We start from the raw sequence: 20,618 nt of genomic DNA, 5'->3' as shown, positions 1-20,618 counted from the left end.
TGAGAAGTCTATATAATCGTTATGAAATTTTACGTCAATCTTAATAGAACCGCCGTATACCGAACGGTATGTACGGTGGTGTGAGAGGTCGGGGGTTAGTCACTCCCTCCTACTCGATTGAAAATATGACTAGATGGTTAGTTAACTGGCCACCATTGATTTCCGTCCTTTTCAAGCATTTCATCAGCCTCTTTAGGTCCCATTGAACCTGCTGGATAAGTTGCAAGTTCAGCTTTCCCTTTTTTCCATGCTTCAGAAATTGGATCAACGAAGCTCCAAGATAATGCCACTTCATCCCAATGAGTGAAGTTTGTAGCATCTCCACGCATGCAATCGTAAAGCAGCTTTTCATAGGCTTCAGGAGTGTTAATGCCATCTAAGAAATCATTTGTTAGGTCTAGTTTAACTGGCATAGAATCCCCAGCATCTCCATCCTTTTTAACGTTTAATTGCAATGTTATCCCTTCGTCAGGTTGAATATTAATAACTAGTAGGTTAGGTGGGACTGTTTCACCTTTTTTATAATATAGGTTCATTGGGATATCTTTAAATTGAACGACAATTTTTGTTGATTTTGCAGCCATTCGTTTACCGGTTCTAATATAGAACGGAACGCCAGCCCATCTGAAGTTGTCAATTAAAAGTTTTCCAGCAACAAATGTTTCAGTTTGTGATTCATTATCTACATTATTTTCTTCACGATAACCAATTAGTTCCTTATCACCAAGTTTTCCACTTGTATATTGACCGCGTACAAAATAATTTTTCACTTCATCTTCACTTATTGAGCGAAGTGCACGGAAAACTTTCACCTTTTCACTTCGTATTTCATCAGTTGTTAATTTGATTGGCGGTTCCATTGCAAGCAATGCTACCATTTGTAACAGGTGGTTTTGAACCATATCGCGGAGAGCACCTGAATTTTCATAATAACGGCCACGATCTTCAACACCTAACACTTCACTAGATGTAACTTGAATATTTGAAATGTAGCGGTTATTCCATAATGGCTCGAACATTGCGTTTGCAAAGCGAATAACCTCAATATTTTGGACCATTTCTTTACCAAGATAATGGTCAATTCGATAAATTTGATTTTCGTTAAATGCTTCACGGATTTCTTGGTTTAACTGTTCTGCTGAAGGTAAGTCATGACCAAACGGCTTTTCGATCACTAATCGACTCCAACCATTTGTTTCAGTTAATCCTTGCTTTTTAAGATTTTGGGCAATTGTACCGAAAAATTCTGGCGCCATTGCAAGATAGAAGATTCTGTTTCCTTCAGTTTGGTATGTACCATCTAATTGACCTAATAAATCATTTAACTCTAAGTAAGAAGAAGGATTTGTTACATCAAATGGATGATAATAAAAATGTGATGTAAAATCATTTAAATCTTTTGATTCTTTCAAAGAAGATTGAATAGAATCGGATACATTATTTCGAAATTCATCGTTTGTCCAAGGTCTTCTTCCAACACCGACAACTGCAAATTCCTTGCCGATTTTTTCATTTTGAACTAAGCGATAGATAGAAGGAAACAACTTTCTCTTAGCTAAGTCTCCAGTTGCTCCAAAAATAACGATAACTGATTTTGGATGTTCTTGTGTAATCACGTTCGTACCTCACTTTATACATACAATTTATTTAGCATCAGTGTAAAAAAATGATATGAAAACGATACCTTAAAAAGTAGATTAAAGTTATAAGGGCAATCAATTTTTTCCACTGAGTGTAAAATATCCTTACAAGTATCTAATTTTATATCTAAATGTTTTATAAATCAAACAAATAGATTCTTGTACTAGTATAAACGATAAGCGAAATAATTATTGTGAGAATAATTTTTGAGTTAATATCGTTTACACTCGAAGCGAAATTCCTCTTTGTAATTCGGTACAGTCACTGGCAGTTTATCGAAATTTGTTAGGCTGTTTGGCAATTACGCTAAACTGCTAGTTTTTTGTTTCCGATACGTCATTTAAAAAATAAAAACTGGCGAGGAAAAAAGATACTTGTTAAAATCTTTTTATTATTCAGTCTATTTTAGACAGGAATCGCTAGTTTGGTCAAGTACTAAGTTTCAAGTTTCGCGAAAATGTTCTTTCGTGTATTCTTATAAGTGATGGTAAGGAGGAAATCAAGTGAAATTAATGTTTCTTGGTACAGGTGCAGGAATGCCTGCTAAAGCTCGGAATGTAACGAGTATTGCTTTGCAATTATTGGAGGAAAGACAGTCTATTTGGCTATTTGATTGTGGTGAGGCAACACAGCATCAAATTTTACATACATCGATAAAGCCCCGAAAAATAGAAAAAATTTTCCTAACCCACTTACATGGTGATCATATATATGGTTTACCTGGTTTTATTAGTAGTCGATCTTTTCAAGGAGGAACTGATTTAGTCACCATTTATGGACCTAAGGGTGTGGAGGAATTTGTCCGAACTTCCCTTTCGATTAGTCAGTCTCATTTATCCTATCCATTACAATTCGTTGAAACAACAGAAGGGACTATTTTCGAGGATGAGCAATTTAAGGTCGTCGCAAAAAAACTCGATCATGGTATTGCTACATTTGGATATCGTATTATTGAAAAGGATTTACCGGGAGCTTTACAAGTCGATAAATTAAAGGAGTTAGCGATAAAACCTGGACCAATTTATCAAAAACTAAAAAATGGAGAGAAGGTTAAATTAGAAAATGGTACTGTCTTAGACGGCCGGGACTTTTTAGGACCTTCTCAGAAAGGTAGAATTGTTACAATACTTGGTGATACACGTTATACAGAAAATAGCATAGAGCTTTCTATTGATGCAGATTTACTTATTCATGAAGCAACCTTTGCTGATGGTGACGAAAAACTTGCTTTTGAGTATTTTCATTCAACTACAACTCAAGCTGCTAAAATAGCGAGGCTAGCTAACGTGAAGCGTCTCATCCTTACACATATTAGCTCGCGCTATCAAACAGATGTTGATTTAGATAATTTGGAAAAAGAGGCACAAGCATTTTTTCCTGCAACTACGTTAGCCCAAGACTTTATGGAGGTCGAGCTTCCTAAAAAACGAGGATAAAAAAGGTGGTTGGAGAGTCAACCACCTTTTCTTTATTCTCTTGTTAAGACCAGCCGCGGACATATTGCTCTGGGGCTTCAAGCTTTGTGTTAAGCTGTGAGGCAGCAGTCCTTGGCCAATAAGGGTCTCGTAAAAGCTCTCTCGCAATAAAAATAAGGTCTGCACGATTATTTTGTAGAATTTCCTCTGCTTGTAAGCCATGTGTAATCAATCCTACAGCTCCTGTAGCAATATTAGCTTGGTTTTTTATTTTCTCAGCAAAACCGACTTGATAGCCGGGATAAACATTGATTCTCGCCGGTACAACAGCACCTGAACTAACATCAATTAAATCTACACCTTGTTCTTTCATTTGTTTAGCGTATGGAACATAATCTTCAACAGTTAATCCATCCTCATGATAATCAGTAGCTGAAATACGTACAAATAATGGACCATCCCATACTTCTTTTACTGATCTGAGAACCTCGCTTAAAAAACGGTAGCGGTTTTCTGCAGAACCACCATATTCATCATCACGTATATTTGATAAAGGTGATAAAAATTCATTTATTAAATATCCGTGTGCTGCATGGATTTCAATAATATCAAACCCAGCTTCCTTTGCTCTACGTGCACCAAGTTTAAAAGCTTGAATTGTCTCTTGAATTTGTTCTTTTGTCATTTCACTCGGTGTTTTAGATTGATCGTCAAAAGGTATTGCAGAGGGTGCTAAAATATTGCCATCTATAGTTGCTTTGCGTCCTGCATGTGCAAGTTGGATAGCTGTCACAGATCCATAATGCTTCATTCCGCTAACTAGCTTTTGAAGCTGTGGGATATGATCATCGCTCCAAATTCCTAAATCATTAGCAGAAATTCTTCCTTCTTTAGTCACCGCAGTTGCTTCAACCATAATTAATCCAACTTGGCCAATCGCTCTACTTATGTAATGTGTCATATGAAAGTCCTCGACATATCCTTGCTGACCTGTTGAAGAATACATACACATAGGGGACATAACAATACGATTTTTGAGCGTCACGTTTTTTATTTTATACGGCTGAAAAAGCTTTGTTTGCATCTAATCTCCTCCATTAATAAAAATTGTATAGGTGAATTATAACAATTCCAGTTATTGGACGTCATGTGTTCTGTTTTGTTAAAGCTAGTAATTAAAGTTCAAGAAATAGTAAAACTGCCCCACCAATGAGTTTTGTTCATTAGTAGGGCAGTTTCCATTTTATGATTCTCGTTTCTTTGACATACGTCCGGCCTTTTTAGCAGCCTCGCGAAGCAAAAACTCAATATGGCTATTAACACTCCTAAAATCATCTGCAGCCCATTTTTGTATGACTTCGTATAATTCTGGATCCATTCGTAAGGGAAAGCTTTTTTTCTTAGGCATTGCATTCACTCTTAATATAATGTGCCTGTATTGATGACAGGCTGGGTTGATTTTTCAGAAACGATTGCGACTAGTAAATTATTGACCATTTGCATTTTGCGCTCTTCATCTAATTCGATTGTCCCGTCTTGTTCTAATTGCTTAATTGCCATTTGTGCCATTCCAACTGCCCCTTCAACAATTTTTTGTCTTGCAGAAATGATTGCTGTAGCCTGTTGGCGCTGTAGCATTGCTTGGGCAATTTCTGTAGAGTACGCTAGATGAGTGAGTCTTGCTTCGATAACTTTCACCCCAGCAACATCTAATCGTTCCTGTAGCTCTCTTGCTAATTCGTTGGAAACTTCTTCTGCATTTCCTCTTAAGGTTAGCTCAACGTTTTCAAATGTGTCATATGGATATTTTGTTGCAACATGGCGAATCGCTGTTTCGCTTTGAATTTCAACAAATTCTTCATAATTATCAACATCAAACACAGCTTTTGCTGAATCAACAACTTTAAAAACAATCACAGCAGCTATTTCAATTGGATTTCCGTCAACATCATTAACCTTTAGTTTTTTGCTATTAAAGTTACGTACACGAAGGGAAACATTTCGACGAACTGTTAACGGTACAGTCAAAAATAATCCATTTTCACGAATTGTTCCCAAATATCTACCGAAAAATGTAACAACAACTGCTTTATTTGGCTGCACAATCGTCATACCGCTAGCTAAAAATACTGTAATAATTAACAATGGTATTGCTAAGCCAATCGTTTCGTTTATTAGCATAAAAACACTTAACGCTAAAAATAGCAGGATAGCTAATACTCCAATAAAACCATTCAATTGAAAAACTTTATTTTCCTTCATTTTAACTCCCCCAAAGTAATATTTAAATTATATTATTATGATATCACTTTTGTATAAAAATGTAAATGTTTGTATCGTGAAGGGGAGAAATGTTGTAAGCATTTCATATTTTCGTTATACCAATGCTTTAACCATCTTTTGAATCTTTTATAATCTGATTATCACTAAAGACATTATTGGGGGAGCTCTTACAACAACTAGGAATTGGTAAAAATATTACTAGTTCCTTGGATTTAACTAAACTTTTTTGGAAAGTTTATGTTAATATTATTTTTATTATTAGGTTTTGAAAAAAACTAAGCCGTTGAGGTGTGGGGATGAAAGTATACTTTCATTTATTTATAGTACTGTTCTTTGCTTTTACACTAACAGGGTGTTTTGGTGAAGATTATGATGTAGGAGTTCCAACTGCTCATTTAAATTTCGATATGTCATCTGTTCAATTGTCGGAAGCAAATATCAGTTGGAATACAGCAAGTGAAGATGTACAGGAAACAATAAAAGATGTTGAAAAATATGCATCATCACTGAATGAAATAAAGGTTTTGCCAGACCAAAAAGTGTTTTTAGATTTTAAAGAGAATGAAGAAAATGGTGGAGATATTTGGACTGACCCCAAAATAACAGTTGCCCTATTAAAAGATGACAAACGAACTGAACTTGCATTGGATGACTCAAGAGAATTTCATTTCCCAACAAAAAAGGGGAATTATGTTTTGGAGGTTGAATTTATTAATTCTGCGGGCAGTGCTCAATATGTAGGGAATGTTGTTATTGAGTAAGTTGATTTATTATGAAACCGGGTCCTTTATTAAGATAGTGAACGATGATATATGCCTCTTAGAGACAGGTTAACAATATAACATTTGTTTTTTAGAGCTTAGCAATATATGTGAAAACGAATAAGCGGTATTAGCTCTATATTTCATAGGCTAATACCGCTTAAATCAATTCGTTTAGTTTTCTGTAGTAGACAGTACTTCTGAAAACATCGTTTTTAATTCAATAGATCGTTCAGTAGCACGTTTTATACAAGCGATTACAGCATCTTCAAATCCATGTTCCTGAAGGATGGATATCCCAGCCTCAGTTGTACCATTTGGACTTGTTACTTCTTTTCGTAATTGTGATGGAAGCTTTTTTGTACTTTCAATCATTTCGGCAGAGCCAAGCAATGTTTGGATGATTAATTCTCTTGCAACATGTGCATCTAGCCCAACTTCAACAGCTGCCTTTTCCATTGCTTCAACGAGAAGATAAACATAAGCTGGGCCACTTCCAGATACACCAGTTACTGCATCAAGCTGATGCTCTTCAACTAGTTTACATATGCCGATTGCTTCAAACAATGATTGACATTTTTTTATTTGCGCCATTGACACATGTTCACTTGCAGCAATTGCAGTTGCTGATTTTGCTATTGTAGCGGACGTATTTGGCATAGCACGGATAATCGAAGCCTCTTTCCCAAGGATATTTGTAATGGTTTGAATGGATATTCCCGCTAACACTGAAACGATTAGTTGGTTTGTTATGAACTCTTGAATTCCATCGATCCCCGATTTTACATCCTTAGGCTTCATTGCTAACACAATAATTGACGCCTCTGATACTAATTTCTTTTTATCATGTGTTGTTATAATATCGTATTTTGTAGCAAGCTCTTCCAAGCGAGTTGTATTCGTACGGTTTGCAACGATCACTTGATTTGGCTTATAAACCCCGCCATTTATTAATCCTGCTATCATTGCTTCAGCCATTGAACCTGCACCGATAAATCCAATTTTCGTCATATGATAATTCCTCCTTTTATAGGCATAAATAAAGCCATTCTGCCCTTATTAAAAGAACGGAATGGCTCCGCGATTCCAACCTTTTGTGAAGTGATCCCTTCCCTAGCTACTTCTGTTTCCTAAAAGCCTACTGGGAATTTCCTGTTTTCTTGTCTTTTATTTTCAAAGCCCTATTATGTATATTGACATAAGTGCCTGAATTTTTAATCATTATGCAGCGATTTTCGCATCCTTGTCAAGTATTTTTGAGAGTGCTTTAGTAGGAGGGTTACTTGAAAGGCTTGACTTCCTTTCATCTATCATTCAAATTGTAAATATCAAGACTTATCAGTAGGTGAGGTGCTTAAATGAATACAAGGATTCAAGGGTGTAATGTAGTTATTACAGGTGCATCTAGCGGAATCGGAGAAAAAATTGCGCTTGAATGTGCAAGGCAAGGGGCACATGTTATTTTGCTTGCTAGGAGAGAAGAGTTATTAGTGAAGCTCTCTGAAAAAATAAAAACAGAATACGGTGTTTCAAGTCATTTTTACGTCTTAGATGTTCAAGATTTTGCCTCAATAAAACAGGTATTTACAAAGATTGAAACTGAGATAGGACCAATCGATATTCTTGTGAATAATGCTGGTTTTGGAATTTTTAATCATGTTATTGATGCTAGTTTAGAAGAAATGAAAAATATGTTTGAAGTGAATGTTTACGGAGTAGTAGCTACTACAAAAATGGTCTTACCTTCCATGCTAAAACGGAGAAAAGGTCACATTATTAATATTGCTTCTCAAGCAGGAAAGCTCGCAACTCCTAAATCGAGTCTATACGCCGCCTCTAAACATGCGGTTTTAGGTTTTACAAACAGCTTACGCTTTGAAGTGAAAGCTCATAATATCTTTGTTACTTCCGTCAATCCGGGGCCAATTAAAACGGATTTTTTCTCGATTGCCGATAAAGATGGAAATTATGTGAAAAATGTTGAAAGATGGATGCTTGATCCTAATAAAGTAGCAAGGAAAATCGTTCATGCCATGCTTTCTCCTAAACGTGAGATTAATTTACCAGGCTGGATGAACGCAGGAAGTACGGTTTATCAGCTTATGCCAGGTGTAGTCGAACGATTGGCGGGGAAAGCTTTTATGAAAAAATAGTGAATTGGTTCAACCTTGGGGAAAAGAGTGTGATTCTTTTCCTCTAGTCTAGATTCGTTAAATAAAAAATAGACAACATCCTAAAACAACCTCATACCACTCTGTTTGCTCATTTCTCCGCTTTTATTTTTCCGAGTAAATGATTGAAATTCTCCTCCATTCCGTTCAAATCATTTCGTTATATTTCGTATATATGTTTTTCCTCATTTACAAGTGTTTTTCTCCTTAAACAGATGCTTCCGCTTTTGTTAGTGGTGGAAACTTCCATTGAAAACGAACGTATATTCCCTTAAGATATGAATATAATAAATACGAACATATATTCTTATTGGGGGAGTTGGCTATGATTGAACATTATGATCAATTGCCAAAACGTAAAGTTTTATGTGTTGATATGAAAAGCTTTTATGCAAGCTGTGCAGCTGTTTTGCATGGTTTAGACCCATTAACATGCTATTTGGTTGTCGTAGGGGATACAGAGCGACAAGGAAGTATTGTGTTAGCAGCTTCTCCACAGGTGAAAAAGGAATTTGGTATTAAAACGGGAGCAAGATTGTTTCAAGTCCCGAATGATCCACGTATTCAAATCGTAAACCCGAAGATGGGGACATATATTCGAATGTCGACAGAGATAACGAAATTATTTCATCGCTATGTACCGAAGGAGGCTATTCATACCTACAGTGTTGACGAAAGCTTTATTGAAGTAGATAGTGTAGAGCATATATGGGGTGATGCACAAACAATTGCCGCCAAAATTAGGGACGATATGGAGCGTGAATTTCAGCTTCCTAGTGCAATTGGCATTGGACCGAATATGCTTATGGCTAAAGTATGTTTAGACATTGATGCTAAAAAAACAGGTGTGGCAGAGTGGACGTATGATGATGTAAAAGAAAAACTGTGGAAAATCGAACCGTTGAGTAAAATGTGGGGAATTGGTTCAAGAGTTGAAAAAACATTAAACCGCATGGGGATTTTTAATGTTGGACAGTTAGCACATTATCCACTTGAACTTCTTGAAAAAAAATTTGGTGTGATGGGAAATCAGCTTTATTATCATGCATGGGGTGTTGACCTATCAGAAATTGGTGCACCAATTATGCAAGGACAAATTAGCTTCGGGAAAAGTCAAATATTACTTCGAGATTATCCTAATCCGGAAGAAGTCAAGCATGTGATGTTGGAAATTTGTGAAGAAGTTGCCCGTAGAGCACGTCAGCATAAAAAGGTTGGAAGGACCGTGAGCTTAAGTATAGGCTATAGCCATGAAGAATTTGGCGGGGGTTTTCATCGCTCGAAAACGATAGAGCAACCAACAAACATTACAATGGATTTGTATGAAACATGTTTGCAATTATTTAATAAATTTTATGTTCATAAAACGGTTCGACAAATTGCTGTTACATTATCAAATATTGAAGATGATTCTGAAATGCAGCTGGATTTATTTCGACCAAATCGTACGAAACAGCGAACCCTTGGTTATGTGATGGATTCGATCCGCCATAAATATGGTTCAGATGCAATATTACGTGCAGTATCCTATACACCAGCTGGGACAGCTAAGCATCGGGCGAAGCTGGTGGGTGGTCATAAAGCGTAATGATGCACAGTTTACATTACATGTCCTTGTTCCCGTTTTATACCTAAAAGAATAATCTATTGAGACTTTATTCTTTAGGGGGATACATCAAGTGAGGAGAGCATATTTAACATATTTGGCATTAGGAGATTCTTTAACTGTCGGGGTAGGTGCATCATTTTTAGCACCAGGCTTTGTAGGACGTTATAAACAGATAACAGAGGAAAAGCTAGATAAGCACGTGTTTACTACGATTTATGCAAAATCAGGAATTGAAACTGGTGAAGTATTAAAAATCGTTCAGAATAAATGGTTGCATGAAAAAATAAGGGGAGCAAATATTATCACGATTTCTGCAGGAGGAAATGATTTAATCGAAGCAAGTGAGGAATTTATTGAAACAGGTGAAGTTGCTGAAATCACTGAATCAGTAAAGGGATGTGTCCAAAACCTATCTGAAATCATGAGCATTATTCAACAATTAAAAAAAGATTGTGGTGTTCCTTATAGGGTTTATTTACTTAATCTTTATAACCCATTACCGCAGATTCCACTTGCGGACAAATGGGTGCAAATCATTAATCAAAAGTTAAACCGTTTTGATAATGGTTCAACGATTCAAATTGTAAATATTTATTCAACATTTGACGGTAGACAATCAGATCTTTTATCTAGAAGAGATGGGATTCATCCGAATAATGCAGGTTATCAAGAAATAGCTGAAGCAATTATTCAACGGGGGTATCCGAAGGAGTTTTATGAAACAATGTAAGGGAAAGCCGGTGAAGAAATGATACGGGACAGAGGAAATATAAAATGGACGTCGATGATGCTACCTGAGCATGTAAAACTATTAAGGGATTGGTCTGAAACGGATAGCTATCAAGAAAAGCCTGAGCTTGATGAACAACAGCTTGAACAGTTTAATGAGCTGATATGTATAGCGATGGAGGGACATAACGAACTCGTTTTTACGTACTATAAAGACCATTATCATCATACTTGCACAGGGTTTGTTCATTACATTGATCCTCTTACACATATGTTACGAATTGTTGATGAGAGCAATAAAGAGTATCTTCAATTACCAATTCAAGCTATTATAGACATTAAACTGAAGTAGAAGGATGGAACTTTTAGTACTCATCCTTCTTTCCTTTCAGATTTCTGAAAATTATAAAGCGAGTCACGAAAAGATGAGAACGATGTATAACATATGTTAAAATAGATGCATGTAAATAGAGAGAAGGAGATTAGTATGGAAGTAACCTTTACAAAAGAAGCAATAGCACAAATCGAACCAAAATTTACAGAAAATAAAAATAGAATGTTGAAATTAAAATATGATACAGAAGATTGCGGGTGTGTTATGTGCGGTGTCACAGCACTATGGCTAGTAAAAAAGCCTGAAGAAGATGACATAAGGATCGAAACAAATGGAATGCCAGTATATGTTGAAAAAACGAAAATGGTATTTTTAGATGATAAGCTAACAATCTCTTTTAATGAAACAGCAAATTGTTATATGTTAAAAAGTCCTTCACAAATATTAAATGCACGTATGAGTTTATTAATAAAGTGAGGGGAAAGCAATGAAGGATCGATTAAAATCTATCAAAAATGTAGCCTTAAATCGCACGTGGGTCTCATTTTTAAATAATAATCATCCATATAGTCTCCTTCATTGGTCAATTGGAGGAGCCCATGATGAGACAAAGGATGTATGGTTGCTACAAGATGAAATGACATTTGAAGTACAGGAATTTGCAACAATTGATGATGCCATTGAATGGATGGAAATACATATGAAGCAAATATCTGATGTATTAGGGTAAAAAGAAGGATTCACAATTATGGCAAGACAAGCTAGCATAAGGATCCTGAAGCTAGCTTGTCTTGTTTCATTCTATAAAATATCGGCAAAAAACTCATCAATGACATCGGAATATTTTTTGCGGTTTTCTGCATAGGACATAGCATGCGAGCCCTTTTCAGCGATAAACAATTTCTTTGGTCCTTTCTTTTGCTGAAAAAGTTGTTTTGACATTTCAGCTGGAATGTAATCATCGTCTTTACTATGGATAAATAGAACAGGGTTTCTAATATTAGAGACAGCTTTAAGAGGAGAGACCCCTTTTATCGAATAGCGATCACGCAATTGAACAAATGGCTTGGCAATCGGCATAACAAGCACACTAGGGAGCTTAAATTCGACTTTAAGCCTATATGAAAGTTGTGCCTCAAGCTCAGAAAAAGGACAATCAGCAATATAGAAATCTGCCCCATCCTCAACCATTCCAGCATAAAGCAATGTAGTTACAGCACCCATGGACTCACCATGAATACCTAATATGATTGAATCTCCTACTTCTTTTTTTAACCAATGAACAACAGCTTGTAAATCAAATTTTTCATAATGACCATAGCTAGTAGTTTTTCCACCACTTTCACCATGTCTTCGGTGGTCATAAATAACAACATTCCAGCCCTTCTCTAAAAACAAATTCATATATTTAACAGAATTTAGACGATTGACCGTAACACCATGACAAATGATGATATATCGATTCGTCTCATAGGGGGCAACAAGGGTACCTTTTATCGAATAGCCAAAAGAGGAAGGGATTGTAAAAAATTTCTTTTCCAATGCGTCATAATCATTTTGATTATAAAAACCGAGCGTTGTTTCACGCTTAATAATTTCTTCATCAGTCTTCTTTTTAATATACATCATCCGGTTTGTAAAGAAAAAGCCAACAATAAATATGTAAGAGAGGACAATAAATAAGCCGATAAGTAATTTTTTCATAAGGGTAGTCTCCTTTTACTAAAAACTCCCTTTTTATTGTACACGAATCTATTTCATCCTTGCAATAAAGGAAAAATGCACAAAAATAGAGTCACTATCTCTAACAATAAACATGTTAGGAGAAGCCGACTCTATATAAACTAGATTAAATTTATTGAGGTGAGTTTTGTCTTTTAGTAGGATGGATGGCTTTTTCGACCTCTTCAGCAGCTAGCATCTTTCTAGAGGTATCAGCATTTGGCTTTCCTTTTTGTCCACGTTGCTTTGTCATGATAGATCTCTCCTTTCTTGATTAACATGTCATATGTAAGGTGAGATTATACAAGGTTTAGGAAGGGTTTTCCTTTTGTAAATCCCTTTTCAACGTAAGAAATCTTAATTATAATTTATTAAAGAGGAAGAGGAGGTACCAAAAGTGAAGAAAAATGCAAAAAAGAAACAAGATGATCAAACGGTATCTGTTTCAGATTATTTAAATGAAGATTTAAAAGAAAAATTAAAAATGGTGAAAAAGGATTTAACGATTGAGCAACAAGAAAAAGAAGCAGAATTAGAGCGTAAAAAGATCGAAGAACGGAAACAAAGAGAAAAAAATAAAAGCTTTGAAGAATTGTTAAGCGAGAGTTCCTTATCTTGGAAGGACTTTAAATAAAAGAAAAACGTTTAGAAAATTTATCTCAAAAAAATGCTGCTACAAAGCATTCGGTTGACCGCTTGCTTTCGTAACAGCATTTTAGTTAACGATGTTGGTTATATGTATCTTTTTTTGTTAGCTTTTGAAGTAATTCATATGTCTGACGAGTTAGCGGCTTAGATAAAACGGCCGATGTATTTTCGATTACTTGCTGTAATTTGCTCGCACCTGGAATAACGGCACCTATAACATCATGATAGAGGCAATATTGCAGGGCGAGTTCGGTCATTGAATGTGAGGAATCAACATTCTCAAGCTCTGTTAATAATGCTTTTAATTCATCGTTAGAATAGGAAAGATAGCCATTAGTTTGAAGTTTTAAATCTAAAGGTTTGTCTGTTAATAAACCTTTAGCGAGTGGACCACGTGCAATAACGCTGACATTATGCTCTTTAATGAGTGGAAACCATTCTTCAGGTCTACGGTCTAGTAAGCTATATTGCATCATAATTGAGACAATGCTAGATTTTGTTAAATATTCCTTAATAACATTTGGACGTATAGAAGAAATTCCATAGTAACGAATGACTCCCTCTTTCTTTAATTCCTCAAATGCTTCAATCGTTTCATCAATTTGATCCTCAATTGTTCCACCATGGAGCTGGTATAAGTCAATATAATCTGTTTGGAGTCGTTTTAAGCTTTGTTTGACAGCTTCTTTAATATAAGTTTTAGATGGATCCCAATCCCATCCTGAATAATCCTCACGCCAGCGGTTTCCTACCTTTGTTGCTAAAATTAAATCATGTCTTCGATGCTTTATCGCTTTACCTACAAGCTCTTCATTCATGCCACGATCATATAAATCAGCAGTGTCAAAATAATTAATTCCTTGTTCGATCGCTTTGTCAATAATTGAAATGGCATGATTTTCCTCAGTTCCTAATGACATGCAGCCTAAACCTATTTCACTAACATATAAGTCAGATTGGCCGAGTTGTCTTTTTTTCATTGCTCAACACTCCTTATAAAGCGAGACTTTGATTTAGTAAAGGTATTCCTGTATTCCTCATATTTTATTACAAGCTAAATTTAGTTCTAATAGCTACCTTCATGTTGAGGTTAGTACATATAATAGGAAAAAGCAACATTAAAGATTTATTTATACAGTTTAGGAGTAAGCGTTGATTTTACAGATTTTTCATCTTGAATCCACTCTTGTACACGAGAATAGACCTCGGAATATTCCTTTAATTTCGCACGAATCTCCCATGCCTTTCCAGTGAGAATGATTCGGTCTTCCATTCGGTAGATTTTCAAGCTTCACCCATTCCTTTCCATAAGATATGGTAGAATGTATGAAGAAACAATAGCTAATAGAACAGGAGCTGACAGTATGGAGCATTTAATAGAAAAGACGATTTCCTCAAAAGAGATTTTTAAAGGAAGAGTAATCGATTTGTATGTAGAAGAGGTACAATTGCCAAATGGAAATAAAAGTACACGGGAAATCGTAAAACACCCTGGTGCTGTAGCTGTTATTGCGATAACACCCGAGAATAAAATCGTTATGGTTGAACAATTTCGTAAACCACTCGGTAGAACGATTGTAGAAATTCCAGCTGGAAAACTAGAAAAAGGTGAAAAGCCAGAGGTTACTGCTAAAAGAGAATTAGAAGAAGAAACCGGCTATACATGTTCTGATTTACGTCCACTTATATCGTTTTACACATCACCTGGTTTTGCAGATGAGCTAGTTCATTTATTTATTACTGAAAAATTAGTGAAATTGAAGGAATTGGCACAATTAGATGAGGATGAATTTTTAGATGTAAAAGAGGTCACATTAGAAGAAGCGATGGAAATGGTTCAAAATCAACAAATTTATGATGCAAAGACTGCATTTGCAGTGCAATACTTACAACTTAAACAAGCATTAAAAGAATAAACTCGAGCAGTCAAGCCTTAGGAGTGAGAACAGCATGAATAGCTACTTTGCCGATTTACACATCCATATTGGACAAACATCTTCGGGGAAGCCCGTAAAAATAACAGCTTCGAGAACACTCACATTAGAAAACATCCTAATAGAGGCAAGTGATCATAAAGGGATTGATATTGTAGGTGTGATTGATTGTCATGTACCTGAGGTTATGTTGACATTGAAGCAGCTTATTGATAATGGTGAATGTATCGAGCTAGAAGACGGGGGGATTCGCTTCCAGCATACAACACTTATTTTAGGTAGTGAATTAGAAATCTACGACCATGCGTGTAAAGGTCCGATCCATGTTTTAGCTTTTATGCCATCATTACAAAGAATGCAGGAATTCTCAAAGTGGTTATCTACTCGCTTAACTAATATAACATTAAGCTCACAACGCATTTATGAGGAAGGAAAAGTATTGCAGAGGGTTGTTAAAGACCTCGGTGGTTTATTCATTCCTGCACATATTTTTACGCCACATAAAAGCTTATACGGAAGTGGAGTAATCCGTTCATTAACAGAAGTGTTTGATGGCAAATTAATCGATGCGGTTGAGCTTGGATTAAGCTCAGATACGAGTATGGCTGACAATTTAACTGAGTTACACCGATACACCTTTTTAACGAATTCAGATGCTCATTCGCTACCGAAAATTGCTCGTGAGTATCAAAAAATAACTCTCGATAATCCGAATTTCCTTGAGCTAAAAATGGCTTTAGCCAATGAAAAGGGAAGAGGGATAGAAGTAAATTATGGCTTAAACCCTTATTTAGGTAAATACTATGAGACAACGTGTGAAAAATGTGGTGCAAAGGGTCAGGAAATTTGTGAAGTGTGTGGCAGTAATCGATTTGTTAAAGGGGTGTCAAAACGAATTGCTGAGTTAGCAGATGACATCAAGAATAATCGACAGCGTCCTCCATATATTCACCAAGTTCCTCTCCAATTCATTCCAGGCGTTGGTCCAAAAACATTGGAGAAGTTGAAAGACTTGTATGGGACAGAAATGAAAATCTTACATGAAGTATCAGAGGAGGAGCTCAAAAAGACAGTTCCAGAAAAAATCGCAACCTATATAATTGCAGCTCGAGAAGGTAGACTGCAAGTGACAGCAGGAGGAGGTGGAACATATGGGAAGGTAACAGGGATTTAGAAAGCCTATTACCTTCTTATCTTTTATAAAAGCTAATTAATACCTTAGTTAAAAAAGAACTCTAGTAATTTTTTGAATGGAAACATTGATTAGTAGGCATAGAATGGATATCCTCTCATATACTCTAGTAAGTGAATTTCGGGAGGAACTAAACATGCGACGACAACAACCAATCAGTGTCATTATTAAGCAGCATTTTAAGGAACAGTCATCTATCTATTTGTTTGTATTTGTATTGTTTTTAATGGGTGTTATATTCGGAGCGATTATTGTAAATAGTATGAATTTAAGTCAAAAAGAAGACTTATATTACTACTTGAATCGATTTTTTGGACAGGTTGCTGAAGGGAAAATTGCAAGCTCAGCTGAGATGTTTCAGCAAAGTTTTTTTCATAATATAAAATATCTTGGACTTATGTGGATACTTGGAATTTCAATTATTGGGGTACCTGTTATTCTTGTCATGCTCTTTATTAAAGGAATGGTTGTTGGATTTACAGTAGGGTTTTTAGTCAATCAATTAGGATTAAAAGGTTTTTTATTATCCTTTATCTCGGTCTTACCGCAAAATATCTTGCTAATACCTGCCTTCATAATCATGTGTTCAGTGGCAATTTCGTTCACATTAAAAATTATAAAGCAATTATTTGTTAAAAGAACAAGTAATGTAGAATCCCCTTTTTCGTTATTTTTAAGATATGTTACGATTTTCCTTTTTATAGGGGTACTTGCGATGGTTGCCTCTGGATTTGAAGCATATGCGTCACCGTTTTTAATGCAGAATGTCGTTGAAATTGTTAGTAAATAATAATAATTATAATTTAATATTGATTATTTTTATTAGATTATAATCATTTTAGTTGGACACTTTCCTCTCATATGATATATAATAGTTTTGGGAACGTGGCGAGGGAGGAAGAGTAGTTATGGAAACCCGCATTGATCGTATAAAGAAACAGTTGCACTCTGCAAGCTATAAGCTTACACCTCAGCGTGAAGCAACTGTTCGAGTATTATTAGAAAATGAAGAAGACCATTTAAGTGCTGAAGATGTTTATCTTCTCGTCAAAGAAAAGGCACCTGAAATTGGCTTAGCTACTGTATATCGAACATTAGAGTTATTAACCGAATTAAAAGTAGTCGATAAAATAAACTTTGGTGATGGAGTCTCAAGATACGACCTTCGTAAGGAAGGGGCAGAGCATTTTCATCATCACTTAGTCTGCATGGAATGTGGATCTGTTACAGAAATCGTAGAAGACTTATTAGGTGATGTAGAAGAAATTGTTGAGCGTGATTGGAAGTTTAAAATTAAAGATCACCGTTTAACATTTCATGGGATTTGCGCAAACTGTCAAGAGAAACAATCAAATAATGAGAAATAACCAAGTCTAACATGCTAAGTTAGGCTTTTTGTTTTTTCATAAGTTTTAGAATAGATGGAAATGAGAAAAATAAAAAATTAATAGGAATTTATATAAAATCAATGTATAAAGTTTGTCCTTTTTGGCATATCTTCTAATATTACTACGATTAACCTATTATGAAATTTGATCCTTCTTACCTATTATACCATTGATTAAGAAAATGTACGCAAATGGGGGTTCTATATGATTCGTTGGTTAAGAACGGCTAGAGATATGTTAAAAGTATTTATCTTGTTTACTGGATTTACGATTTTATTCTATTATGCTATCATTTGGGTGAACTTAGAGTATCAAGAAATGCATCGTTACGACCAGCCAGAAGGTGCTGCATTAAAAGTAACGAATATGGTAAATAACGAGGAAGAAAATTGGTTAAATCGATTAATGTTTTTTTATGACAATGGGGAGTAGTTTGTATTGAAGGATCAAATTAAAGATTTTATTCATTATTTAATAGTAGAGAGAGGATTGTCACAAAATACAATTGTTTCTTATGAAAGAGATTTAAAGAGCTATCAAAAGCATTTATCAGAAATTCAACAAATAGAGTCGTTTAATCATGTTACACGATTACATATTATTCAATTTTTAAAGTCGTTAAAAGAAACAGGAAAATCAAGTAAAACGATAGCGAGACACATAGCCTCGATTAGATCGTTCCATCAATTTCTACTAAGAGAAAAACAGGCTGAGCAAGATCCATCAGTTTTAATTGAATCACCACAATTAGAAAGGACTTTGCCTAAAATTCTATCTCTTCAAGAAGTAGAAACATTATTAGAAACACCTAAACTGACCTCTCCTTTAGGGTATAGAGATAAGGCAATGCTTGAACTATTATATGCAACAGGAATACGAGTCAGTGAGATGATCAATTTAAATTTAACAGATGTTCATTTAACTATGGGCTTTATCCGTTGCTACGGGAAAGGAAACAAAGAAAGAATTGTTCCGATTGGTCACACCGCAACAGATGTATTGATACAGTATTTAGAAAAGGGTCGTTCAAAGCTAATCGATGGAAAAAATCCAACGGAAGCTTTATTTGTCAATCATCATGGTAAGCGCATATCTAGACAAGGATTTTGGAAAAATTTAAAGAAGATTGCTTTAGAGGCAAATATTAATAAAGAACTAACACCACATACATTAAGGCATTCATTTGCTACCCATTTACTTGAAAATGGAGCAGATTTACGAGCAGTACAGGAAATGCTCGGTCATGCAGATATATCAACAACTCAAATATATACACATGTTACGAAAACTAGATTAAAAGATGTTTATAAACAATTCCATCCAAGAGCTTAATACGAATTAGAATGACAAAAAGTATCTGTGCTTTTATAAAGCTAACTGCCTAGGAAATAATAGGTGGTTAGCTTTTTTGCTATTTATATAAATGAACTCATTTAAAGAGCTGTTAATTTATATTGTCAATGGTAATATAAGGAGGGTATAATGATTACATTCATAGTTGTCAGACTTCTGACAAGTTCTAATTGTTATCGAAATGAATGTCTTAGGTGAAAATAGGGAAAGTAAATAGAAGTAAATGGAGGAGGTTGCTATATGAATATGGATACATATAAACGAATTTTTATAATTGTCATGGATTCAGTAGGAATTGGTGAAGCACCGGATGCAGAGAAATTTAATGATTTAGGTTCGGATACATTAGGTCATATTGCTGAACATATGGGCGGACTAAATATGCCTAATATGGCAAAGTTAGGATTAAGCAATATTAGAGAAATAAAAGGTGTTCCAATTCAAGAAAAACCATTAGCCTTTTATACGAAAATGAAGGAAGCTTCAAATGGTAAAGATACAATGACTGGTCACTGGGAAATAATGGGCTTGAATATAGAAAAGCCATTTAGAGTTTTCCCTGAAGGATTTCCTCCAGAGTTAATTAATCAATTAGAGGAAAAGACAGGAAGGAAAATCATTGGAAATAAACCAGCTTCAGGAACAGAAATTTTAGTTGAACTTGGCGAAGAGCATATGGAAACAGGTGCGTTAATTGTTTATACCTCTGCTGATTCAGTTTTACAAATTGCTGCTCATGAGGAGATTGTTCCGATTGAAGAGCTATATAAAATTTGTGAAATCGCTCGAGAGCTAACACTTGATGAAAAATATATGGTTGGTAGAATTATTGCTCGACCATTTATCGGGCAACCAGGAAATTTCTCACGAACCGCTAATCGTCACGATTATGCGTTAAAGCCATTTGATCGCACAGTTATGAATGAATTAAAGGACAGTGGTTTTGATGTTATAGCGATTGGGAAAATATCTGATATTTTTGATGGTGAAGGTATAACGAAGTCATTACGGACAAAATCGAATATGGACGGTATGGATAAGTTATTTGAGAATGTTACTATGGACTTTAGAGGAATTAGCTTTTTAAATTTAGTTGATTTTGATGCTTTATACGGTCATCGACGTGACCCAGAAGGATATGGAAAGGCGCTTGAAGAATATGATAGTAGATTAACGGAAGTATTAGATCATTTAACAGATGACGACTTGTTAATCATAACTGCCGACCATGGTAATGACCCTGTACATCACGGAACCGATCATACTAGAGAATATGTACCATTGCTTGTTTATAGCCCGAAAATGAAGGGTGGGAGAGAGCTGCCAATAAGAGAAACATTTGCTGATATTGGAGCAACAGTTGCAGCAAACTTCAAAGTGAAAATGCCTGCATATGGAACAAGCTTTTTATCAGATTTGAAATCGGAGGAGATTTAAG

Annotated in this window: 24 protein-coding genes; 16 read left to right on the top strand and 8 right to left on the bottom strand. The window is 35.3% G+C overall.

Features of this window, described 5'->3' with window-relative positions; genetic code table 11:
- Positions 1 to 137: 137 nt before the first annotated feature.
- On the bottom strand, positions 138 to 1,613 hold the full coding sequence (zwf, locus tag ACTJJ9_RS19555) for a glucose-6-phosphate dehydrogenase (RefSeq protein ID WP_095302960.1): 1,476 nt from the start codon (positions 1,611 to 1,613) through the stop codon (positions 138 to 140).
- 531 nt (positions 1,614 to 2,144) lie between these two features.
- Between zwf and rnz the strand changes: the two genes are divergently transcribed.
- A complete protein-coding gene (gene rnz / locus ACTJJ9_RS19550) occupies positions 2,145 to 3,077 on the top strand; it encodes a ribonuclease Z (RefSeq protein ID WP_095302938.1) in 933 nt (310 codons plus the stop codon).
- A 43-nt stretch (positions 3,078 to 3,120) separates the two neighbouring features.
- Here rnz and namA read toward each other — a convergent pair whose 3' ends face one another.
- The 3 genes from namA to ACTJJ9_RS19535 form a co-directional block, all read right to left on the bottom strand.
- The gene (gene namA, locus ACTJJ9_RS19545; protein ID WP_095302939.1) at positions 3,121 to 4,140 is read right to left on the bottom strand and encodes an NADPH dehydrogenase NamA; all 1,020 of its coding nucleotides are present in this window, start codon (positions 4,138 to 4,140) and stop codon (positions 3,121 to 3,123) included.
- Between the two features lie 159 nt (positions 4,141 to 4,299).
- Positions 4,300 to 4,464 (bottom strand): Arc family DNA-binding protein, encoded by a 165-nt coding sequence (locus ACTJJ9_RS19540; RefSeq protein WP_095302940.1) that lies wholly within the window; start codon positions 4,462 to 4,464, stop codon positions 4,300 to 4,302.
- 11 nt (positions 4,465 to 4,475) lie between these two features.
- Positions 4,476 to 5,318 (bottom strand): SPFH domain-containing protein, encoded by an 843-nt coding sequence (locus tag ACTJJ9_RS19535; RefSeq protein WP_095302941.1) that lies wholly within the window; start codon positions 5,316 to 5,318, stop codon positions 4,476 to 4,478.
- Between the two features lie 317 nt (positions 5,319 to 5,635).
- Between ACTJJ9_RS19535 and ACTJJ9_RS19530 the strand changes: the two genes are divergently transcribed.
- A complete protein-coding gene (locus ACTJJ9_RS19530) occupies positions 5,636 to 6,100 on the top strand; it encodes a hypothetical protein (RefSeq protein WP_145583473.1) in 465 nt (154 codons plus the stop codon).
- A gap of 174 nt (positions 6,101 to 6,274) precedes the next feature.
- Here ACTJJ9_RS19530 and proC read toward each other — a convergent pair whose 3' ends face one another.
- A complete protein-coding gene (gene proC / locus ACTJJ9_RS19525) occupies positions 6,275 to 7,111 on the bottom strand; it encodes a pyrroline-5-carboxylate reductase (protein WP_095302942.1) in 837 nt (278 codons plus the stop codon).
- Between the two features lie 347 nt (positions 7,112 to 7,458).
- On the opposite strand from proC, the gene ACTJJ9_RS19520 reads away from it, so the two are divergent.
- From ACTJJ9_RS19520 to ACTJJ9_RS19495, 6 genes are all read left to right on the top strand, one after another.
- Entirely contained in the window at positions 7,459 to 8,253 is a 795-nt protein-coding gene (locus ACTJJ9_RS19520; protein ID WP_095302943.1) for an SDR family NAD(P)-dependent oxidoreductase, read from the top strand.
- A gap of 343 nt (positions 8,254 to 8,596) precedes the next feature.
- A complete protein-coding gene (locus ACTJJ9_RS19515) occupies positions 8,597 to 9,859 on the top strand; it encodes a Y-family DNA polymerase (protein WP_095302944.1) in 1,263 nt (420 codons plus the stop codon).
- 91 nt (positions 9,860 to 9,950) lie between these two features.
- On the top strand, positions 9,951 to 10,610 hold the full coding sequence (locus ACTJJ9_RS19510) for a GDSL-type esterase/lipase family protein (protein WP_186324262.1): 660 nt from the start codon (positions 9,951 to 9,953) through the stop codon (positions 10,608 to 10,610).
- 18 nt (positions 10,611 to 10,628) lie between these two features.
- Complete coding sequence (locus ACTJJ9_RS19505) at positions 10,629 to 10,961, top strand: YolD-like family protein (RefSeq protein ID WP_095302946.1); 333 nt, start codon at positions 10,629 to 10,631, stop codon at positions 10,959 to 10,961.
- Between the two features lie 135 nt (positions 10,962 to 11,096).
- Positions 11,097 to 11,420 carry an iron-sulfur cluster biosynthesis family protein gene (locus tag ACTJJ9_RS19500; RefSeq protein WP_145583469.1) on the top strand — a complete coding sequence of 108 codons (324 nt, stop codon included), beginning with the start codon at positions 11,097 to 11,099 and terminating at the stop codon, positions 11,418 to 11,420.
- Positions 11,421 to 11,430: 10 nt separating this feature from the next.
- Positions 11,431 to 11,673 (top strand): DUF2552 family protein, encoded by a 243-nt coding sequence (locus ACTJJ9_RS19495; protein ID WP_095302948.1) that lies wholly within the window; start codon positions 11,431 to 11,433, stop codon positions 11,671 to 11,673.
- 71 nt (positions 11,674 to 11,744) lie between these two features.
- On the opposite strand, the gene ACTJJ9_RS19490 is transcribed toward ACTJJ9_RS19495, so the two are convergent.
- A complete protein-coding gene (locus ACTJJ9_RS19490) occupies positions 11,745 to 12,647 on the bottom strand; it encodes an alpha/beta hydrolase (protein ID WP_145583467.1) in 903 nt (300 codons plus the stop codon).
- A 415-nt stretch (positions 12,648 to 13,062) separates the two neighbouring features.
- On the opposite strand from ACTJJ9_RS19490, the gene ACTJJ9_RS19485 reads away from it, so the two are divergent.
- Positions 13,063 to 13,299, top strand: coding sequence for a YqkE family protein (locus tag ACTJJ9_RS19485; protein ID WP_095302950.1), 237 nt, complete (start codon positions 13,063 to 13,065; stop codon positions 13,297 to 13,299).
- 85 nt (positions 13,300 to 13,384) lie between these two features.
- On the opposite strand, the gene ACTJJ9_RS19480 is transcribed toward ACTJJ9_RS19485, so the two are convergent.
- Together ACTJJ9_RS19480 and mciZ are read right to left on the bottom strand one after the other, a co-directional pair.
- Positions 13,385 to 14,293, bottom strand: coding sequence for an aldo/keto reductase (locus ACTJJ9_RS19480; RefSeq protein WP_145583463.1), 909 nt, complete (start codon positions 14,291 to 14,293; stop codon positions 13,385 to 13,387).
- Positions 14,294 to 14,439: 146 nt separating this feature from the next.
- Positions 14,440 to 14,586 carry a Z-ring formation inhibitor MciZ gene (gene mciZ / locus ACTJJ9_RS19475; RefSeq protein WP_440768833.1) on the bottom strand — a complete coding sequence of 49 codons (147 nt, stop codon included), beginning with the start codon at positions 14,584 to 14,586 and terminating at the stop codon, positions 14,440 to 14,442.
- Positions 14,587 to 14,677: 91 nt separating this feature from the next.
- Between mciZ and ACTJJ9_RS19470 the strand changes: the two genes are divergently transcribed.
- The 7 genes from ACTJJ9_RS19470 to deoB all read left to right on the top strand — a co-directional run bounded on the left by ACTJJ9_RS19470 (position 14,678) and on the right by deoB (position 20,617).
- Positions 14,678 to 15,229 carry an NUDIX hydrolase gene (locus tag ACTJJ9_RS19470; protein WP_145583459.1) on the top strand — a complete coding sequence of 184 codons (552 nt, stop codon included), beginning with the start codon at positions 14,678 to 14,680 and terminating at the stop codon, positions 15,227 to 15,229.
- 34 nt (positions 15,230 to 15,263) lie between these two features.
- Complete coding sequence (locus ACTJJ9_RS19465; RefSeq protein WP_145583457.1) at positions 15,264 to 16,421, top strand: endonuclease Q family protein; 1,158 nt, start codon at positions 15,264 to 15,266, stop codon at positions 16,419 to 16,421.
- Positions 16,422 to 16,575: 154 nt separating this feature from the next.
- On the top strand, positions 16,576 to 17,229 hold the full coding sequence (gene spoIIM, locus ACTJJ9_RS19460; protein ID WP_095302955.1) for a stage II sporulation protein M: 654 nt from the start codon (positions 16,576 to 16,578) through the stop codon (positions 17,227 to 17,229).
- Between the two features lie 118 nt (positions 17,230 to 17,347).
- Positions 17,348 to 17,806, top strand: a complete 459-nt coding sequence (gene fur, locus ACTJJ9_RS19455) for a ferric iron uptake transcriptional regulator (protein WP_095302956.1) — start codon at positions 17,348 to 17,350, stop codon at positions 17,804 to 17,806.
- Positions 17,807 to 18,031: 225 nt separating this feature from the next.
- Positions 18,032 to 18,259, top strand: coding sequence for a YqzK family protein (locus ACTJJ9_RS19450; RefSeq protein WP_095302957.1), 228 nt, complete (start codon positions 18,032 to 18,034; stop codon positions 18,257 to 18,259).
- Positions 18,260 to 18,265: 6 nt separating this feature from the next.
- Positions 18,266 to 19,159 carry a site-specific tyrosine recombinase XerD gene (xerD, locus tag ACTJJ9_RS19445; RefSeq protein ID WP_095302958.1) on the top strand — a complete coding sequence of 298 codons (894 nt, stop codon included), beginning with the start codon at positions 18,266 to 18,268 and terminating at the stop codon, positions 19,157 to 19,159.
- A gap of 261 nt (positions 19,160 to 19,420) precedes the next feature.
- Entirely contained in the window at positions 19,421 to 20,617 is a 1,197-nt protein-coding gene (gene deoB / locus ACTJJ9_RS19440) for a phosphopentomutase (RefSeq protein ID WP_145583455.1), read from the top strand.
- Position 20,618: the final 1 nt, after the last annotated feature.

The organism is Metabacillus sp. 22489 (assembly GCF_052044855.1).
Lineage (GTDB): Bacteria > Bacillota > Bacilli > Bacillales > Bacillaceae > Metabacillus > Metabacillus niabensis.
The sequence above is the reverse complement of the archived record's forward strand: the minus strand, read 5'-3'. Positions and strand labels throughout refer to the sequence as shown.